The 16,622-nt window shown below is 69.9% G+C and carries 12 protein-coding genes; 7 read left to right on the top strand and 5 right to left on the bottom strand.

Going from position 1 to position 16,622, the window contains the following annotated elements:
- Window positions 1–122: 122 nt before the first annotated feature.
- The 3 genes from ASD23_RS17895 to ASD23_RS17885 all read left to right on the top strand — a co-directional run bounded on the left by ASD23_RS17895 (window position 123) and on the right by ASD23_RS17885 (window position 4,656).
- On the top strand, window positions 123–800 hold the full coding sequence (locus ASD23_RS17895; protein ID WP_056014651.1) for a TetR/AcrR family transcriptional regulator: 678 nt from the start codon (window positions 123–125) through the stop codon (window positions 798–800).
- Window positions 794–2,527 carry an ABC transporter ATP-binding protein gene (locus tag ASD23_RS17890; protein WP_056014648.1) on the top strand — a complete coding sequence of 578 codons (1,734 nt, stop codon included), beginning with the start codon at window positions 794–796 and terminating at the stop codon, window positions 2,525–2,527. The genes ASD23_RS17895 and ASD23_RS17890 overlap by 7 nt, the downstream gene beginning before the upstream one ends.
- A 110-nt stretch (window positions 2,528–2,637) precedes the next feature.
- Complete coding sequence (locus ASD23_RS17885) at window positions 2,638–4,656, top strand: ABC transporter ATP-binding protein (RefSeq protein WP_235507819.1); 2,019 nt, start codon at window positions 2,638–2,640, stop codon at window positions 4,654–4,656.
- A 93-nt stretch (window positions 4,657–4,749) separates the two neighbouring features.
- Here the strand turns inward: ASD23_RS17885 and ASD23_RS17880 are convergent, their stop codons facing one another.
- Together ASD23_RS17880 and fbaA are read right to left on the bottom strand one after the other, a co-directional pair.
- Complete coding sequence (locus ASD23_RS17880; RefSeq protein ID WP_056014643.1) at window positions 4,750–5,418, bottom strand: DUF6264 family protein; 669 nt, start codon at window positions 5,416–5,418, stop codon at window positions 4,750–4,752.
- Window positions 5,419–5,425: 7 nt separating this feature from the next.
- Window positions 5,426–6,457: a class II fructose-bisphosphate aldolase gene (gene fbaA, locus ASD23_RS17875; RefSeq protein WP_056014640.1), complete on the bottom strand. Its 1,032-nt coding sequence runs from the start codon at window positions 6,455–6,457 to the stop codon at window positions 5,426–5,428.
- A gap of 106 nt (window positions 6,458–6,563) precedes the next feature.
- Here fbaA and ASD23_RS17870 point away from each other — a divergent pair, with 106 nt between their 5' ends.
- The 3 genes from ASD23_RS17870 to ASD23_RS17860 all read left to right on the top strand — a co-directional run bounded on the left by ASD23_RS17870 (window position 6,564) and on the right by ASD23_RS17860 (window position 10,058).
- Entirely contained in the window at window positions 6,564–7,532 is a 969-nt protein-coding gene (locus tag ASD23_RS17870; RefSeq protein WP_056014637.1) for a fructose-bisphosphatase class II, read from the top strand.
- A gap of 141 nt (window positions 7,533–7,673) precedes the next feature.
- Entirely contained in the window at window positions 7,674–8,675 is a 1,002-nt protein-coding gene (gene glpX / locus ASD23_RS17865; protein ID WP_056014634.1) for a class II fructose-bisphosphatase, read from the top strand.
- Between the two features lie 48 nt (window positions 8,676–8,723).
- On the top strand, window positions 8,724–10,058 hold the full coding sequence (locus ASD23_RS17860; protein WP_056014632.1) for an MFS transporter: 1,335 nt from the start codon (window positions 8,724–8,726) through the stop codon (window positions 10,056–10,058).
- 15 nt (window positions 10,059–10,073) lie between these two features.
- Here the strand turns inward: ASD23_RS17860 and ASD23_RS17855 are convergent, their stop codons facing one another.
- Window positions 10,074–13,685: an alpha-L-fucosidase gene (locus ASD23_RS17855; RefSeq protein ID WP_157377156.1), complete on the bottom strand. Its 3,612-nt coding sequence runs from the start codon at window positions 13,683–13,685 to the stop codon at window positions 10,074–10,076.
- A gap of 241 nt (window positions 13,686–13,926) precedes the next feature.
- Between ASD23_RS17855 and ASD23_RS17850 the strand changes: the two genes are divergently transcribed.
- A complete protein-coding gene (locus ASD23_RS17850) occupies window positions 13,927–14,322 on the top strand; it encodes a VOC family protein (protein ID WP_056014629.1) in 396 nt (131 codons plus the stop codon).
- Between the two features lie 25 nt (window positions 14,323–14,347).
- On the opposite strand, the gene rmuC is transcribed toward ASD23_RS17850, so the two are convergent.
- Window positions 14,348–15,817 carry a DNA recombination protein RmuC gene (rmuC, locus tag ASD23_RS17845; protein ID WP_056014626.1) on the bottom strand — a complete coding sequence of 490 codons (1,470 nt, stop codon included), beginning with the start codon at window positions 15,815–15,817 and terminating at the stop codon, window positions 14,348–14,350.
- A gap of 55 nt (window positions 15,818–15,872) precedes the next feature.
- Complete coding sequence (locus ASD23_RS17840; RefSeq protein WP_056014623.1) at window positions 15,873–16,490, bottom strand: 3'-5' exonuclease; 618 nt, start codon at window positions 16,488–16,490, stop codon at window positions 15,873–15,875.
- Window positions 16,491–16,622: the final 132 nt, after the last annotated feature.

The following is a 16,622-nucleotide window of genomic DNA, read 5'->3' as shown; positions in this document are numbered from 1 at the left end:
GACGCGCGAGCGAGCGGATGTCGCGGCACCGCGTTCCGCCGTCGGCGAACTTCGCGTCGTGGGGCCCATTTCTGACGCCTGCGGTGATGGAGTGAGCGCTCACTCCGCGTAATATCGCCCGCATGACCTCGAGTACCGAGCGCACGATGCGCGCGAAGCCGATGCCGGTCGAGGAGCGTCGAGCGGCGATCGCGCAGGCGACCCTGCCGTTGCTCGTGGCACACGGCCGCGACGTCACGACCCGGCAGATCGCCGATGCATCCGGTGTCGCCGAGGGCACGCTGTTCCGCGTGTTCGACGACAAGGAGGCGATCATCGACGCCGCCGTCGAGCACTTCCTCGACCCCGAGCCGTTCCGCGCGGCGCTCCGCAGCATCGACCCGTCGCTGCCCCTCGAGCTGAAGGTCGAGCTCGTGCTCGCCCGGTTCCTCGACCGCTTCAGCGGCATCTTCGGCGTCTTCGCAGCCCTCGGCAATCGACCCCGACCGCCCGCGCAGAACCTCGAGATCATCACGGGCATCTTCGACGAACTGCTCGCCCCCGACCTCGAGGCGCTGCGCGTGCCGCCCGCCCAGGTCTTCAAGTTCGTGCGCCTCGTGGCATTCTCGTCGGCGATGCCGCAGTTCGGCCCGACCATCGGGCTCGACACCGACGAGCTCGCGCACCTCATCGTCCACGGCATCGCGGCACCAACGGGCGCACCCGCGCCCGCAGCATCCGCTGCCGCAGCTGCCGACGCATTCGCCGAACCGAATCTCCAGACCGCCTCGACCAGCCCGATGGGAACCACTCCATGCTGATGAAACTGCTGCGCCGGCATCTCCGGCCGTACTGGGCGCTGCTCCTCGGCGTCATCGTGTTCCAGCTCGCGCAATCGATCGCCTCGCTGTACCTGCCGACGCTGAACGCCGACATCATCGACGACGGCGTCGCCACGGGCGATACCGCGTTCATCATCTCGACCGGCGGCGTGATGCTCGCCATCACGCTCGCCCAAGTCGCGTGCGCCATCGCGGCGGTCTACTTCGGCGCGAAGGCGGCGATGGCGTTCGGCCGCGACCTGCGCGTGGCCGTGTTCCGCAAGGTCGCCGACTTCTCGGAGCAGGAGGTCTCGCGCTTCGGCGCGCCGAGCCTCATCACGCGCTCGACGAACGACGTGCAGCAGGTGCAGATGCTCGTGCTCATGTCGTGCACGATCCTGGTGTCCGCGCCGATCCTGGCGATCGGCGGCGTCTACATGGCGCTCCGCGAAGACCTCGCCCTCTCGTGGATCATGGTCGTCGCCGTGCCCGTGCTGCTCGTCTCGGTCGGGCTCATCATCAGCCGCATGGTGCCCCTCTTCCAGTCGATGCAGAAGCGCATCGACGCGGTGAACCGGGTGCTCAGGGAGCAGCTCACCGGCATCCGGGTCATCCGCGCGTTCGTGCGCGAGGGCGTCGAGAGCGAACGCTTCGACGAGGCCAACGACGCGCTCACCGACACCGCGCTGAAGGCGGGCCGGCTCTTCGCGCTCGTCTTCCCGGTCGTGATGCTCGTGCTGAACGTGTCGAGCATCGCGGTGCTCTGGTTCGGCGCCTACCGTGTCGAAGACGGCTCCATGCAGATCGGCTCGCTCACCGCCTTCCTCAGCTACCTCATCCAGATCCTGATGGCCGTCATGATGGCGACGATGATCGCGTTCCTGCTGCCCCGAGCCGCGGTCTCCGCCGGCCGCATCGGCGAGGTGCTCGAGACGTCGTCGAGCGTCGTCGATCCCGAGCAGCCCGTCTTCGCGCTCACGGCGTCCGGCACGGTGGAGTTCCGCGGCGTCGACTTCGCCTACCCCGGCGCAGAGGAGCCCGTGCTGCACGACCTGAACTTCGTGGCCGAGCCCGGCCAGGTCACCGCGATCATCGGTGCCACCGGCTCGGGCAAGACGACCATCGTCAACCTCGTCGCGCGGCTCTTCGACGCCACCGGCGGCTCCGTGCTCGTCGGCGGCGTCGACGTGCGCGAGCTCGACCCCGAGGTGCTCGGCGCCCAGCTCGCCCTCGTGCCGCAGAAGCCCTACCTCTTCGCCGGTACCGTCGGCTCGACGCTGCGCTACGGCGACCCCGACGCGAGCGACGCCGAGGTCTGGAACGTGCTCGAGACCGCTCAGGCGCGGGACTTCGTCGCCGCGATGCCGGGGCAGCTCGAGGCACCGATCGCGCAGGGCGGCACGAACGTCTCAGGCGGGCAGCGACAACGACTGTCGATCGCCAGGGCGCTCGCGAAACGACCGCCGATCTACCTCTTCGACGACTCGTTCTCGGCCCTCGACACGGCGACCGACGCCCGCCTCCGTGCGGCGCTGTCGCGCTCGGTGTCGGAGGCCACGATGATCGTCGTCGCCCAGCGCGTCGCCACGATCGTCGGGGCCGACAAGATCCTCGTCGTCGAAGACGGCCGGATCACGGCCCAGGGCACCCATGAAGAACTGCTCGCGAGCTCCGAGGCGTACGCCGAGATCGTCGAGAGCCAGCTGAGCGTGGAGGAGGCGGCATGAGCGCGTCGCAGGGACAGTCCGAAGGACCCGCCGACCAGCAGGAGACCCCGGTGGCCCAGGAGGCCTCCGCAGCCCCGGCGCGCCCGGTCGGCCCGCCCCGCCGCGGCCCGATGGGCGGCGGCCCGATGGGCGGCATGGGCATGCCCGCCGAGAAGTCGATGAACTTCTGGCCGTCGGCCAAGCGACTGCTCCGCCGGCTCAAGCCCGAGCGCGCACTCGTGGTCGCCGTCGTGCTGCTCGGCGTCGTCAGCGTCGTCTTCTCGGTGCTCGGCCCGAAGATCCTCGGCGAGGCCACGAACATCATCTTCGAGGGCTTCCTCTCGTCGCAGATGCCCGCGGGCGCAACGCAGCAGCAGGTCGTCGACCAATTGCGCGCCTCGGGCGACACCCAGCAGGCCGACATGGTGTCGTCGATGAGCCTCGTGCCCGGGCAGGGCATCGACTTCAGCGCGCTCGCGACCGTGCTGCTCTGGGTGCTCGCGCTCTACGTGCTCGCGTCGGTCTTCGGCTGGGCGCAGGGCTACGTGCTGAACGGTGTGACGCAGCGCACCGTCTACCGCCTGCGCCAGGAGGTCGAGGACAAGCTCCACCGCCTGCCACTGTCGTACTTCGACAAGATGCAGCGCGGCGAGCTGCTCTCTCGCGTGACGAACGACATCGACAACGTCTCGCAGTCGCTGCAGCAGACGATGAGCCAGTTGCTGACGTCACTCCTGACGGTCATCGGCGTGCTCGTCATGATGTTCGTGATCTCGCCGCTCCTCGCCGCCATCGCGCTCGTCACGATCCCGCTCACGATCCTCATCACGACCGTCATCGCGAAGCGCTCGCAGAAGCTCTTCGTCGCGCAGTGGACCCACACCGGCACGCTCAACGCGCAGATCGAGGAGGCGTACTCGGGGCACGCCCTCGTGCGCGTCTTCGGCCGCCGCCGCGAGGTCGAGCGCGGCTTCGACGACAAGAACGACCAGCTCTACGAGGCGAGCTTCGGCGCGCAGTTCGTGAGCGGCATCATCATGCCCGCCATGATGTTCGTCGGCAACCTCGTCTACGTCGCGATCGCCGTCGTCGGCGGGCTCATGGTCGCCGCGGGCGGCATCAGCCTCGGCGACGTGCAGGCCTTCATCCAGTACTCGAGGCAGTTCACGCAGCCGCTCAGCCAGCTCGGCTCGATGGCGAACCTGCTGCAGTCGGGCGTCGCGAGCGCCGAGCGCGTGTTCGAACTCCTCGACGCCGACGAGCAGGTGCCCGACCCGGTCGAGCCCGAGGCCGCGGCCGATGCGGACGGCGCGGAGGGCGCGGCATCCGGCCGTCTCGTCTTCGACGACGTCGCGTTCAGCTACGACCCCGAGAAGCCGCTCATCGCCGACCTCTCGCTCACCGCGGAACCCGGGCAGTCGATCGCGATCGTCGGCCCGACCGGCGCGGGCAAGACGACGCTCGTGAACCTCATCATGCGCTTCTACGAGCTCGACTCCGGCCGCATCACCCTCGACGGCGTCGACATCACGCGGATGACCCGCGACGAGCTGCGCGGCCGCATGGGCATGGTGCTGCAGGACACCTGGCTGTTCACGGGCACGATCCGCGAGAACATCGCCTACGGGCGACCGGATGCCTCGGAGGACGAGATCCTCGAAGCGGCCCGCGCGACCTACGTCGACCGGTTCGTGCGAACGCTCCCCGACGGCTACGACACCGTGCTCGACGACGAGGCGTCGAACCTGTCGGCCGGTGAGAAGCAGCTCATCACGATCGCCCGCGCGTTCCTCGCCCAGCCCGCCGTGCTCATCCTCGACGAGGCGACGAGCTCGGTCGACACGCGCACCGAGCTGCTGCTGCAGCACGCGATGAACGCGCTGCGGAAAGACCGCACGAGCTTCGTGATCGCCCACCGGCTCTCGACGATCCGCGACGCCGACCTCATCCTGGTGATGGAGGACGGGCACATCGTCGAGCAGGGCGACCACGCGGAGCTGCTCGCCGCCGGCGGCGCCTACACGCGCCTCTACGAGGCGCAGTTCGCCGCACCGGTCGACGCTGCGGCGCTCGTGGACCCCGAGGACGTCGGCGGCCCCGGCCCCTCGACGGGTGGCATGGAGGCGGTGCCGGAGGGCGCCGCGACCTGAGGCCCGCCGTCGAACGAAGAAGTCCGCCCTCCGGTGATCGGAGGGCGGACTTCGTTCGTTCGGTGCGGAGTTCCGGGTCGGGACCGACGGCGCCTACTGCGGGGCGGGCGTCAGGGACTGCATGAAGCCGGGATCGCTCGCGAACACGAGCATGCCGACGACGACCACCACGATGAAGGCCGCGACGCCCGCGACGAGCGGGATCCACCAGGCCAGGCGACCGGCGCGAAGCCGCGCGCGCGACCAGAGCAGCGCCCCGAACCACAGCACGAGCTGGAGGGCGATGCCGACGAGGACGAACGTGGGAACGGCGGGACCGGGAACGAATTCGGCCGGTGCATCGATGCCGAGCATCGACGCCGAGAGCTTCGCCGACTCGAGCGCGGTCGTCGGCAGCTGGAAGATCGCCAGGCTGTTGTAGAGCGCGCCGAACACGCCGATGACGAGCAGCGCGATCGTCCACATGCGGTCGACCGGGTGCGCGCGGCCGGTACCGGACCGCTGGGCGTCCGCCGGTGCCGCGGGCGACACCGCAGCCGCTGCGGCGGCGTTCGCCTCAGCGGCGGCTGCGGCCGCGCGCTCATCGACGGGCGGCGTCCACGTCCACCCCTCGGGGGCGTACTCGCCGTACTGCGGACGAGGCCGCTCGTCGCGCGACGACGGCGCGGCGGGCGGGTTCGCCCCTCCGCGCGTCGACTCGGCGCCGCCCGACTCGGCGGCACCCGACTCGTCGGGTGTTCGAGCGGCCTCGTGCTGCGACATCCGTGCCCTACGCGCTGATCGACTGCGCGGCGGAACCGAGCTGACGCGTCGACTCGCCGACGCGCACCGCCATGGCGGTCTCCGCGACCTTGCCCCACGCGCGCGGGTCGTACTGCTTCTTGTTGCCGACCGAACCGTCGACCTTCAGCACGCCGTCGTAGTTCTTCAGCATGTAGTCGGCGACGGCCCGCGTGTACGCGTACTGGGTGTCGGTGTCGATGTTCATCTTCACGACGCCGTTCGCGACGGCCTCGGCGATCTCAGCGTCGGTCGAGCCAGAGCCGCCGTGGAAGACGAGGTCGAGGGGCTTCGGGGCCGTGCCGTACTTGGCCTGCAGGCCGTCCTGGATCTCCTTCAGGAGCGCGGGGCGCAGCTTCACGTTGCCGGGCGCGTAGACGCCGTGCACGTTGCCGAACGTGAGGGCGGCCATGTAGCGGCCCTGCTCACCGAAGCCGAGCGCCTCGACGGTCGCGATCGCGTCGTCGAGCGTCGTGTAGAGCGCGTCGTTCGAGCCCTCGTGCTGCACACCGTCCTCTTCGCCGCCGACGACGCCGATCTCGACCTCGAGGATCGCGTTGATCGCCTTCATGCGGGGGAGGATTTCCTTCGCGATCTCGAGGTTCTCGGTGAGCGGCACGGCCGAGCCGTCCCACATGTGGGACTGGAAGATCGGGTTGCGGCCGGCCTTGACCTCGGCCTCGGAGGCCTCGATGAGCGGGAACACGAAGTCGGCGAGGGCCGGCTTCGGGCAGTGGTCGGTGTGCAGCGCGACCGTGATCGGGTAGTTCTTCGCGACCTCGTGGGCGAAGCGCGCGAACGCGAGCGCGCCGGTGGCGCGGGCCTTGACCGTGTGGCCGGCGAAGTAGTCGGCGCCGCCGGTGGTGACCTGGATGATGCCGTCGGAGCCAGCCTCGGTCAGGCCCTGCAGCACCGCGTTGAGCGTCTGCGAGGAGGAGACGTTGAAGGCCGGGAACGCGAAGCCCTTGGCCTTCGCGGTGTCCAGCATCTCGGCGTACTGCTCGGGGGTGGCGATGGGCATGGTGCTCCTTCGGACGACGGTGGGGTGTGGAGTCGAGTCTATCGACTAGCCGAGGGGTGCTCAGGTGTCGGATGCCGCGGCGCCCGCAGCACGGCAGGATGGACGCGTGCCGACCGACCAGACCGACCAGCTCCGCCTCGCCGACCTCGGCCTCGTCGACGGCTTCCGTCGTGCCACGGCCCTCGCCGCGCTCGCCGCAACGCCGCTCGTCGGCTCGGGCGACGGCCACGCCGTCGACGCGCTCGCCGTGCAGGCGCTGCGGGCGGCGCTCGGCGAGCTCGACGTCGACGGGGTCGTCGTGGTCGGCGAAGGCGAGAAGGACGAGGCGCCGATGCTGTACGTCGGCGAGCGGTTCGGCCGCGGCGGCGGGCCCGCCATCGATCTCGCCGTCGACCCGGTCGACGGCACCCGACTCGCTGCGGCGGGCGCACCGGGCGCCATGGCCGTGATCGCGGTCGCGCCGCGCGGCACACTCGCGGCGCTCGGCGCGGCCCACTACCTCGAGAAGCACGTCACGTGGCTTCCGGATGCCCCGGCCGGCGCTTCCGTCGGCGAGCTCGTCGCACGCATCGCCGCGGCGCGCGGCGCTGCTCCGGCCGAGGTGCGGGTCGCCGTGCAGGAGCGGCCGAGGAACGAGGGGTTCGTCGCCGAGGCGCGGGCGGCAGGGGCATCCGTCGAGCTCTTCGTGCACGGCGACGTCGAGCGGAGCCTCCGTGCCGCGGGTGGCCGCGCGGGACTCGACCTCGTGTCGGGCATCGGCGGAGCCCCGGAGGGCGTGCTGACCGCGGCGGCGGTGCGGGCGCTCGGCGGGTCGATGTGGGCCCGACCGGCACCGCAGTCGACGAGCGAGCGGGAGCGGGTGATCGCCGACGGTCTCGACCTCGACCGCGTGTGGTCGCTCGGCGATCTCTGCGGCGCCCCCGCCTGGGTGTTCCTGAGTGCCGTGACCGAGTGTGCACCCGGGGACACGGTGCTGCCAGGCGTGCGAACGGTGCCGGGCGACGGCGCCCGCGTGAACACCTGGCACGCGGGGCCCGGCGTCGGGGCTGCGACCGGCGAGGTGCTGCTGGCGTGAACGCCGGCTTAAGAATGCACATTCTTTCATCGCCCTCGACCTGAAAACCGGCGAGATCGGCGGGCGTGCTGCATAGGCTGGAACCATCGTTCCAAGGCCGCCACGACTGGCCGGCCGCCCTAGCGTCCGGGAGGACCCTCGATGGTGAGCACCGATACGGCAAGCCTGTTCTTGCACCCCGACCGAAACATCGCGATCGAGCTCGTGCGTGCCACGGAGGCTGCGGCGATCCGCTCGTATCCGTGGATCGGCAAGGGCGACAAGCTCGGCGCCGACGGCGCCGCGGTCGACGCGATGCGCGCGTTCCTCGGCACGGTCGACTTCGAGGGCGTCGTCGTCATCGGCGAGGGCGAGAAGGACGAAGCGCCCATGCTCTTCAACGGCGAGCGGGTCGGCACGGGCCGCGGCCCCGCCTGCGACATCGCGGTCGACCCGATCGACGGCACCTCGCTCACGGCAGCCGGTCGCCACAACGCCCTCTCGGTCATCGCGGTGTCCGACCGCGGCACGATGCTCGACGCCTCGACGGTCTTCTACATGGACAAGATCGTCACGGATGCCTCGGGCATCGGCGTCGTCGACATCCGTAGGCCGATCGGCGAGAACCTGCGGGCGCTCGCCGCAGCGAAGGGCAAGGACGTGAGCGAGCTCCGCGTCGCCGTGCTGAACCGCGAACGCCACGAGCAGCTCATCGCCGACATCCGCGAGGCGGGCGCCGGCACTCGCCTGATGAGCGACGGCGACGTCGCCGGCGGCATCAACGCGGCCCGCTACGAGTCGCGCATCGACATGTGCGTCGGCATCGGCGGCAGCCCCGAGGGCATCACGACCGCGTGCGCGATCAAGGCGCTGGGCGGGTTCATGCAGGGCGTGCTCGCACCGAAGGACGACGCCGAGCGCGCGCGCGGCGAGGCCGCAGGACTCGACTGCGACCGGGTCTACGAACTCGACGACCTCGTGCGCGGCGACAACACCTTCTTCGTCGCAACGGGCGTGACCGACGGCGAGCTGCTCGACGGCGTGCGTCGCAAGGGCCCTGTCGTGCGCACCGAGTCGATCGTGCTCCGCGGCAAGTCGGGCACGATCCGCCGCATCGTGGCCGACCACCTCGTCGACAAGTGGCTCGTCGACGACGTGCTCTGACGCTCGTGCGCGGGTGACCGTGTCGGCGGGCGTTGCCATGATGGACGAGTGACCGCCGCCGCTCGACTCCCGCGCGCCCTCCGCCCATTCGGATCGGGCCAGTACCGCCTGCTCACGGCGGCACTCGCTGCGTCGCTCCTGAGCGCCGGGGCCTGGATCGTGTCGGCCGTCTGGCAGGTCGTAGAACTCGGCGGTACGCCCGTCGACCTCTCGTTCGTCGCCGTCGGATCGAGTCTCGGGCTCGTACTCGCGGTGCTGTTCGGCGGGGTCGCGGCCGACCGCATCCCGCAGCGGCGCATCCTGCTCACGGTCGAGGTCGTGCGGGGTGTCGCGTTCTCGGTCGCCGCCGTGCTCGCCGCCACCGGGCTGATCGAGGTGTGGCATCTCGCCGTGCTCTCGTTCGTGCTCGGGCTCGCCGACGGGTTCTTCTACCCGGCGTACTCGGCGTGGCTGCCCGCGATCCTGCCCGAGGGGCAGCTGCTCGCGGCCAACGGCATCGAGGGGGTGCTGCGTCCCTCCGTGATGAACGCCGCCGGCCCGGCGGTCGCGAGCGCCCTCATCGCCGTGCAGGGCCCCTGGCTCGCGTTCGCGGTGGTCGCGGGGCTGCAGGTCGTCGCGGCGGCGGTGCTGGGCGTGATGCGCACGACACCCGTGCGTCGCGTGCTCGACGGGCCGCCGGTGCATCCGGTTCGGCAGACCTTCATCGACCTGCGCGACGGGTTCTCGTACCTGCTGCGCACGAAGTGGCTGCTGGCGACGCTCGTCTTCTCGATCCTGCTGGTCTTCGTCATCATGGGCCCGATCGAGGTGCTGCTGCCGTTCGCCGTGAAAGACCAGACGGGCGGCGGCGCCGGCGCCTTCGCCCTGGCGCTCGCCGCCTTCGGCGTGGGCGGGGCGATCGGGTCGCTCGCCGTCGCCTCCATGCGACTGCCGCGGCGCTACCTGACGCTCATGATCCTGGCCTGGGGTTTCGGATGCCTCCCGCTCGCGATCATCGGCTATACCTCCTGGCTCTGGGTGATGGTCGTCGCGCTCTTCATCTGCGGGTTGCTCTTCTCGGGTGCCAGCGTCGTTTGGGGCACGTTGCTGCAACGCCGGGTGCCTCCCGCCATGCTCGGCCGGGTGTCGAGCCTCGACTTCTTCGTGTCGCTCGCCCTCATGCCGATCTCGATGGCGGTCGCCGGGCCCGTGGGGGAGTGGATCGGCATCGCGCCGGCCTTCCTCATCGCGGGTGTCGTGTCACCGCTGCTCGCGATCGGCACGCTGGCGATCGCACGCCTCGGCACAGACGAGCTGGCACATCCGCTCGACGACATGGTCGATGCCGAGCCGGTGACCGGTGCCGGCGCGGCCGCCGGGTTCGAGTCGGGGCCTGCCGCGTAGCAGGCCCCGACCAGATCACTCCTGGCAGCTCGCGGCGTCGTAGGCGGCGCCCACGGTCGCCGTGACCGGCGCGCCGTCCTTCATCGCCTGCACCTGGACCTCGACGGTGCCGGCCGGCACCGAGACGGCGCGCGTCGTGAACACGTGCACCGCGTTCTTGCCGGGTTCGACCGTGGCGAAGGACTTGGTGCCGTATTCCGACGCGAGATCGATCGATACCGGCACCTGCTCGTCGTTGACGGCGCGAACCGTGACCATCGCCTTGCCCGCGATGCACCGCGTTCCGGCGGTCGCCGTCACGTCGAGGGCGACCGGCTCGGGCAGGTCGATGACCCAGCCCTGGGCTGTCAGCCCGCCGAACACGTCTTCGGCGGTGCGGTCGCCGAAGGTCGGTGCGACCTCGCCGCCCGAGAGCGAGACGGTGATCGGCGCATCCGTCGTTCCGTAGCCCCAGAACGGCGTCGTCGAGTCGGCGCAGCTCGTGCCCGACGCCAGGTGCACGTTCGCGCCGGCGGCGAGCTCAGCGGTGCGGAACTGCTCGAGCGACGAGAAGGGGTGCTCTGCGCTGCCGTCGCCAGCGGTCGCCGCCGAGCAGTCGAGGTGCACCTCGTCGAGCTTGCCCGGGTCACTGGGCAGCTGATCGTAGAGCGCCAGCGTGGCGAGCGAGTACGGCGCACGAGCCTTGTCGATCGAGACCCGGAACTTCTGGGCCGTCACGGCGTTCGGCAGGGTGACGATGCGGCTGACGCCGATCGTGCCGGCCTTCGCCACCTCGACCCAGGCCCCGTCGACCTCGGCGTCGATCGAGAAGGCCTCGACGACCTGGCCGTGCTCGAGCACGCCTTCGCCGAGCGCGATGCGCCGCACGGACTTCGGCGAGCCGAGGTCGATCGTCACGTCGCCGGCGTCGGCCGTCGGGCTCAGCCACGACGAGCGCGTGTCGCCGTCGGTCAGCGCAGCGGATGCCTCGCCGGCACCGACCGCGACCGGGACACCGAGCGCGTGGTCCTTCGAGAACGCCTTCCGTCGCTCGGCGGCGAAGCCGTCGAGTGCGGCGACCGAGGCAGGAGCGAACGAACCGGCAGTGGTGGGCGGGGTGTTCAGCAGCATCACGGAGTTGCGGCCGGTGGTGCCGAGGTAGTGGCCGAGCAGCGTCGACGGCGACTTGGGGGTGTCGGTCGGATGCGCGAACCAGCCCTGCGTCAACTTCATGTCGGCCTCCGTGGGCCACCAGTGCAGGGCGTTCGCCCCACTCGCGGCGGCGGCCTGAAGGGCAGCCGCCGAGCCGACCTGTTCGAACGTTCCGCCGTCGACGGCACCGATCTTGCCGCCGTCACCGGCGTCGCTGATCGGGACGGGGCCCCATTCGTCCTGCCTGGCCACGCCGGACTCGTTGCCGACCCAGCGCACGTCCCGGCCGCCGACGGCGACCACGGCCCCCGGCTGGAGCTTCGAGATGAGGTCGTAGAACGCCGGGTAGTCGTAGAACTCCTGCTTGCCGGTGTTGCCGTTCGACCCGTCGAACCAGACCTCGTCGACCTGGCCGTACTCGGTGAGGATCTCGTAGAGCGTGTTGAGGAAGTAGGCGCCGTAGTCGGTGGCCGAGTACTCGAACGTCTGCAGCTCGCTGCCAGCGCGGTCATCGCCCTCGACGAGGGTCGGGATCGTGCGCGGGGTCTTCGCGCTGCCGTTGCCGAACACACCGAACTGCTCTTCGTGCGAGTCGGCCGGTGACATGTAGAGGCCCACCTTCATGCCGTACTTGCGCGCGGCGTCCGTGAACTCTCGCACGATGTCGCCGTCCCCGTTCTTCCAGGGCGTCGTCCCCACGTCGTAGTCGGTGTAGCGCGAGGGGTAGAGCAGGAAACCGTCGTGGTGCTTGAGCGTCAGGATCGCCATGCGGTGGCCGCTGTCCCGCAGCGACTTCACCCAGGCATCGACATCGATCTCCCCGGTGGGCTGGAAGCGCGAGAGGTCTTCGGTGCCGTGGCCCCATTCCTGGTTGTAGAACGTGTTGATGCCGAAGTGGATGAACGCGGTGAGCCCGAGCTCCTGCCACGCGAGCTGCTGCTCGGTGGGGCGCACGAGCGCCGCCTTCGCGAGCAGGTTCGCGGGGCAGTCGGCCGACGTCACCTGGATGTAGTTGGCCGGAGAGAGGTCTCCGAGCGGCTCGCACGGCATCGGCACGTCGAGCTCCTGGTAGCGGAACGCCGAGCCGTCGAAGGCGCCGTCGAGGAGTGCGAACCGCGCTCGGTCGATGCTGCCCTTGAATCCGCGGTTGCCGATCGCCGGCACCTCATTGCCGAGCGCGAGCGTCGTGGTCGTCGCCTGGTTGCGCGTGGCGGGCGCAGCACCGACCACTTCGGGCAGTTCCTTCCCGTCGAGCCACGCCACGACCTTCGTCTCGGAGGCACTGGGCACGTAGGCGAGCGAGAGCACGTGAGGCTGGCCGCCGGCCGGCAGGGCCACCTTGCTCAGGTAGTCGTGCCAGGTGCCGTTGATCAGGGCACTGAACCCGTACTGGAGGCCATCCGAACGGTACCGGGCGGTGAAGTTGCCGCCGACGGCGGCGATCGTGCCGAGGTCGACCTGCGTGCCCGAGGCGGTGAACTCCGTCTCGATCACGAAGGCGCGGTCGAGGGATGTCCCGGTGAACAGGTTCTCGGTCGCCGTGAAGTCCGCGGCCTGGTTGCCGCCGCCGAGGTTCAGTCGGCTGTCTGCGATGCTCGCGGTGCCGCGAAGGGCGAGGGCTCCATCGAGCCGTTCGCCCGCCGCGGGAGTGTATGCGGAGGCGGCCGTCGTGCCGTTGAACTGCACGTCGAGCAGGCTCGTCGTGATCTGCGCGGGCTGGAACTCGAAGAGCTCGGGGTCGTATGCCGTGACATCTCCGACGACGCGCACCCTGGACAGGTCGCCCTTCAGGCCCCGAGACGCCCCCGAGAGGTGCACTTCGTGACCGAACCCGAACGCGTTCACCGCCGAGGCGCTCACGCCGACCGGGGCATCGGCGGTGACGGTCGTGAGCTCCTCGCCGTCGAGCCAGACGTGCATCTGCGCGCCGTCGCCCTGCAGGTACTGGATCGACAACTGGTGCGCCACGCCGGCCGCAGGCAGGGGTGCGTCCGTGCGATGCGATGACCAGCTCGTACCGTCGTGCGACTCGAATCCGTAGACCAGCTTGCCGCCCTGCACGCGAGCGAAGAGGTTGCCCGCCGCTGAGAAGATCGTCGCCAGGTCCGTCTGGACGCCGGTGGGCGTGAATTCGACTTCGGCGAGGAATCCGCTCGTCGGCGTCGCCCCTCCGATCGCGAACTCGGATGCCTCGTAGCGGATGCCCTGCGTCCCGCCGGCGAGGCGCACCCCACCGCCAGGCAACTGTTCTTCGCCGCCGGCGGTGCGGCGGACGACGCCGCGCATCGATTCGCCCTCGGTCGTGGTGTAGGCCGTCGTGCCCACGAGCGATCCGCCGAAGCGGATGTCGAGGTCATCGCTTGTGGCCGCTGCCGCGAGACTCGCCGGTGCGATGCCGACGGCGATCGTGCCGACCGCCGCGACGATCGCGAGGAGTCGTCTCGCCCGCCGCTTGGAAGTAGGGATCGGCCGTGGCGGCAGGGTCGCTCGTCGCATGATCAACGTCACTCCATCGGTTCGTTGTGGCAGCGTGGCTGCAGTTGTCGGCAGCGTATTGGATATTCGATCTTCGTACAACCATCTAAAGAAAGTCGAGTCGAGATGCACTGAGCGTGGCTGGATGATCGCGAACGCCGCTCGTGTTTCGAAGGGGTCGACGTCGGCACTTCCTCGTGCAAGTCTGGGCGACGAGGTGCGCCCGCGCACGAGTGGCGCACACCGGTGAGAGGGATCCACGATGGTCACGATTCGAGATGCGTTTCCGGGGTTCAGTGTCGACGACGTCGACGCGGCTCGAGAGTTCTACGGCACGAGACTCGGGTTGCCGGTGGCAGACGAACCCGGCGCCGGAGCCCTGCGCGTCACATTGCCGTCGGGACAGGGCGTCTTCATCTACCCGAAGCCGAATCACGAACCGGCCAGCTTCACGGTCCTGAACCTCGTGGTCGACGACATCGATCGCGCGGTCGACGAACTGAACGCAGCCGGCGTGGTGACGAAGATCTACACCGCCCCTGATGATTTCGGCACCGACGAGCGCGGGATCGCCCGCGGCTCGGAGACGGGTCAGGGACCCGACATCGCCTGGTTCACCGACCCCGCCGGCAACGTCATCAGCGTGCTCACCGCCTGAGCGGTTCGGGAGCCAGGCCAGCGACTCAGATCGAGCGGATCTCGGGGTCGATGTCCGCGACGAAGCTGAGGTCGTCGGCTCCGATCTCCAGTTCGGTATCGCCTGCCGTCGCTTCGGGTGCGGTCGCGGGTTCGAGCGTCGTGAGTTCGGCGGGCTCGGACGCGAGGGTCGAGGTGAACTCGTAGGCGGTGAGCTCGCGGGGGCTCTCGTCGATGCCTTCGAGCTGTGCGAGCACCTTGGTCTCGTCGAGCGCCTTGAGCTTTCGTGCGGTGGGCATGACTCGGGTTTCGAGCGAGCCGACGAAGGAGTTGTAGTCCTTGACGGTGCGCTCGATCGTGCGGCCGAGCTTCTCGATCTGGCCGGCGGTCACGGACAGCCGGGTATAGAGCTCACGGCTGAGGTCGAAGAGCGTCTTGGCCTCCTTGGTGAGCACGTCTTGCTGCCAACTGAAGGCCACGGTCTTCAGCACCGACCACAGCGTGACGGGCGAGGCGAGCGCGACGCGCTTCGAGAAGGCGTAGTCGAGCAGGGCGGGGTCGGTCTCGAGAGCGCTCGAGACGAGCGACTCGCTGGGGATGAAGGCGATGACCATCTCGGGTGAGGCGCCGAGGCCCGCCCAATAGGTCTTGCCACCGAGGGCCGTGATGTGGTCGCGAACCGCCTTGACGTGCTGCTTCATGAGCGACTCGCGGCGTGCGGCCTCGGCGCCTGTGGCCGTGAGGGGGATCTGGCTCGCTTCGAGGTAGGCGTTGAAGGGAACCTTGGCATCGACGGCGATGTTCTTGCCTCCCGGCAGGTGGATCACCATGTCGGGGCGACCCGCCCCGGAGTCCGTCGTGATCGAGTGCTGGGTGTCGAAGTCGACGCGTTCGAGGAGACCCGCCGCCTCGACGACGCTCTTCAGCTGCGTCTCGCCCCAGACGCCACGCGTGCTGTTGGAGCGGAGGGCGGAAGCGAGCGTCTCGGCGGTGGAGCGCAGGCGCTCTTCGTTCTCGGCCGCGATCTTGAGCTGCTGGCTCAGCTCACCGTGCTGCTGGTGGCGCTGCGCCTCGAGCTCGGTGACCTTGGCCTGCATCTCGGTGATGGTCTGCTTGACGGGCGCGAGCGCCGTCAGCACCTTGCTGTCGGCGGCCTCGCGAGCCTCGCGCTGCTGCTGCTCGGACCGCTGGCGCTCGACGATCTCACGGTACTGAGTGCGCGCCGACTCGATCTGCTCGCGCAGGCCCACGGTCGTCGCCTGGGCCGCCGCGATCTCGGCGCGGAGTCGGGCCTGCACCTGCTGCTCCTCGGAGCGGATTCGCGCCTGCTCGGCGGAGTTGTCAGCCTGCAGCGCCGCGATCGCCGCCTGATGCCGCGCCTCGACCAGCGCGGGATCTTCGACCGGGTTCGCGTCGGACGGGGCCTCGGCAGCGCGCTTGGAAGCGAGGAACCAGGTCGCGAGCGCACCCAGCGCGATGCCCACCACGAGGCCGATCACGAGCAGCAGAATCTCCATGCCCACAGTGTCGCAGTGGCCGCAGACATCGGCCGGTTGGGAGCCCGGCGGGCCGTTACTGCAGGGCCATCGGGCCGTGCGCTGCACGGTCGTCGCGTGTGGCGACGGGCCCGATCGCACCGATCTTCACGCGAGTGATGTGCGCGAGCCGGTCGAGGTCGTCGACCTCGTGGCGCGCCGCGGCGTGCACGACAATCGCGGCGCACGCCTCGGCGTCGGCGAGCGCGTCGTGGTGCGAGAAGCCCTCGAAGCCCGCGGCCATCGCCGCGACGGGCAACCGGTACGAGTCGAGGTGGTAGGTGCGACGGGCCACCTGCAGGCTGCAGAGGTAGCGGAAATCGGGCACGTCGAGACCGAGCGCCGTCGAGGTCTTGGCGATGACGCCCATGTCGAAGCCCGCGTTGTGCGCGACGAGCATGTCGTCGCCGGCGAACTCGCGGAGGCGGGGCAGATGCACCCGCCAGTCGTCGGCGTTCGCCACCATGTCGGGAGTGATGCCGTGGATGCGCACGTTCCACTCCGAGAACTCGTTGTGCGGGAACGGCGGACGGATGTACCGGTGCTCGCGCTCGACGACCTGGCCGTCTCTCACCTTCACGAGGCCCACCGAACAGGCGGAGGCGCCAGAGGAGTTGGCGGTTTCGAAGTCGATCGCGGTGAAGTCCACTGGCACACAGGCATCGTCGCATGCCGCGCCGACACCGCCCGTCGCCCGCGCCGCGAACGCCGAGGTTGACGGATGCCCCGGGCTGGGCGTGGAATGGCGGTGGCCGGCGCCCGTTCGTGCGGCGGGGGAGAACGTGCC

The organism is Agromyces sp. Root1464, assembly GCF_001427265.1.
Taxonomy (GTDB): domain Bacteria; phylum Actinomycetota; class Actinomycetes; order Actinomycetales; family Microbacteriaceae; genus Agromyces; species Agromyces fucosus.
The sequence above is the reverse complement of the archived record's forward strand: the minus strand, read 5'-3'. Positions and strand labels throughout refer to the sequence as shown.

Coding starts and splice junctions, on each gene's coding strand:
- ASD23_RS17890 (WP_056014648.1), top strand. CDS start 794: ATGCTGATGAAACTGCTGCGCCGGCATCTCCGGCCGTACTGGGCGCTG.
- ASD23_RS17855 (WP_157377156.1), bottom strand. CDS start 13,685: ATGCGACGAGCGACCCTGCCGCCACGGCCGATCCCTACTTCCAAGCGG.
- ASD23_RS17850 (WP_056014629.1), top strand. CDS start 13,927: ATGGTCACGATTCGAGATGCGTTTCCGGGGTTCAGTGTCGACGACGTC.
- glpX (WP_056014634.1), top strand. CDS start 7,674: ATGGTGAGCACCGATACGGCAAGCCTGTTCTTGCACCCCGACCGAAAC.
- fbaA (WP_056014640.1), bottom strand. CDS start 6,457: ATGCCCATCGCCACCCCCGAGCAGTACGCCGAGATGCTGGACACCGCG.
- rmuC (WP_056014626.1), bottom strand. CDS start 15,817: ATGGAGATTCTGCTGCTCGTGATCGGCCTCGTGGTGGGCATCGCGCTG.
- ASD23_RS17895 (WP_056014651.1), top strand. CDS start 123: ATGACCTCGAGTACCGAGCGCACGATGCGCGCGAAGCCGATGCCGGTC.
- ASD23_RS17880 (WP_056014643.1), bottom strand. CDS start 5,418: ATGTCGCAGCACGAGGCCGCTCGAACACCCGACGAGTCGGGTGCCGCC.
- ASD23_RS17885 (WP_235507819.1), top strand. CDS start 2,638: ATGGGCGGCGGCCCGATGGGCGGCATGGGCATGCCCGCCGAGAAGTCG.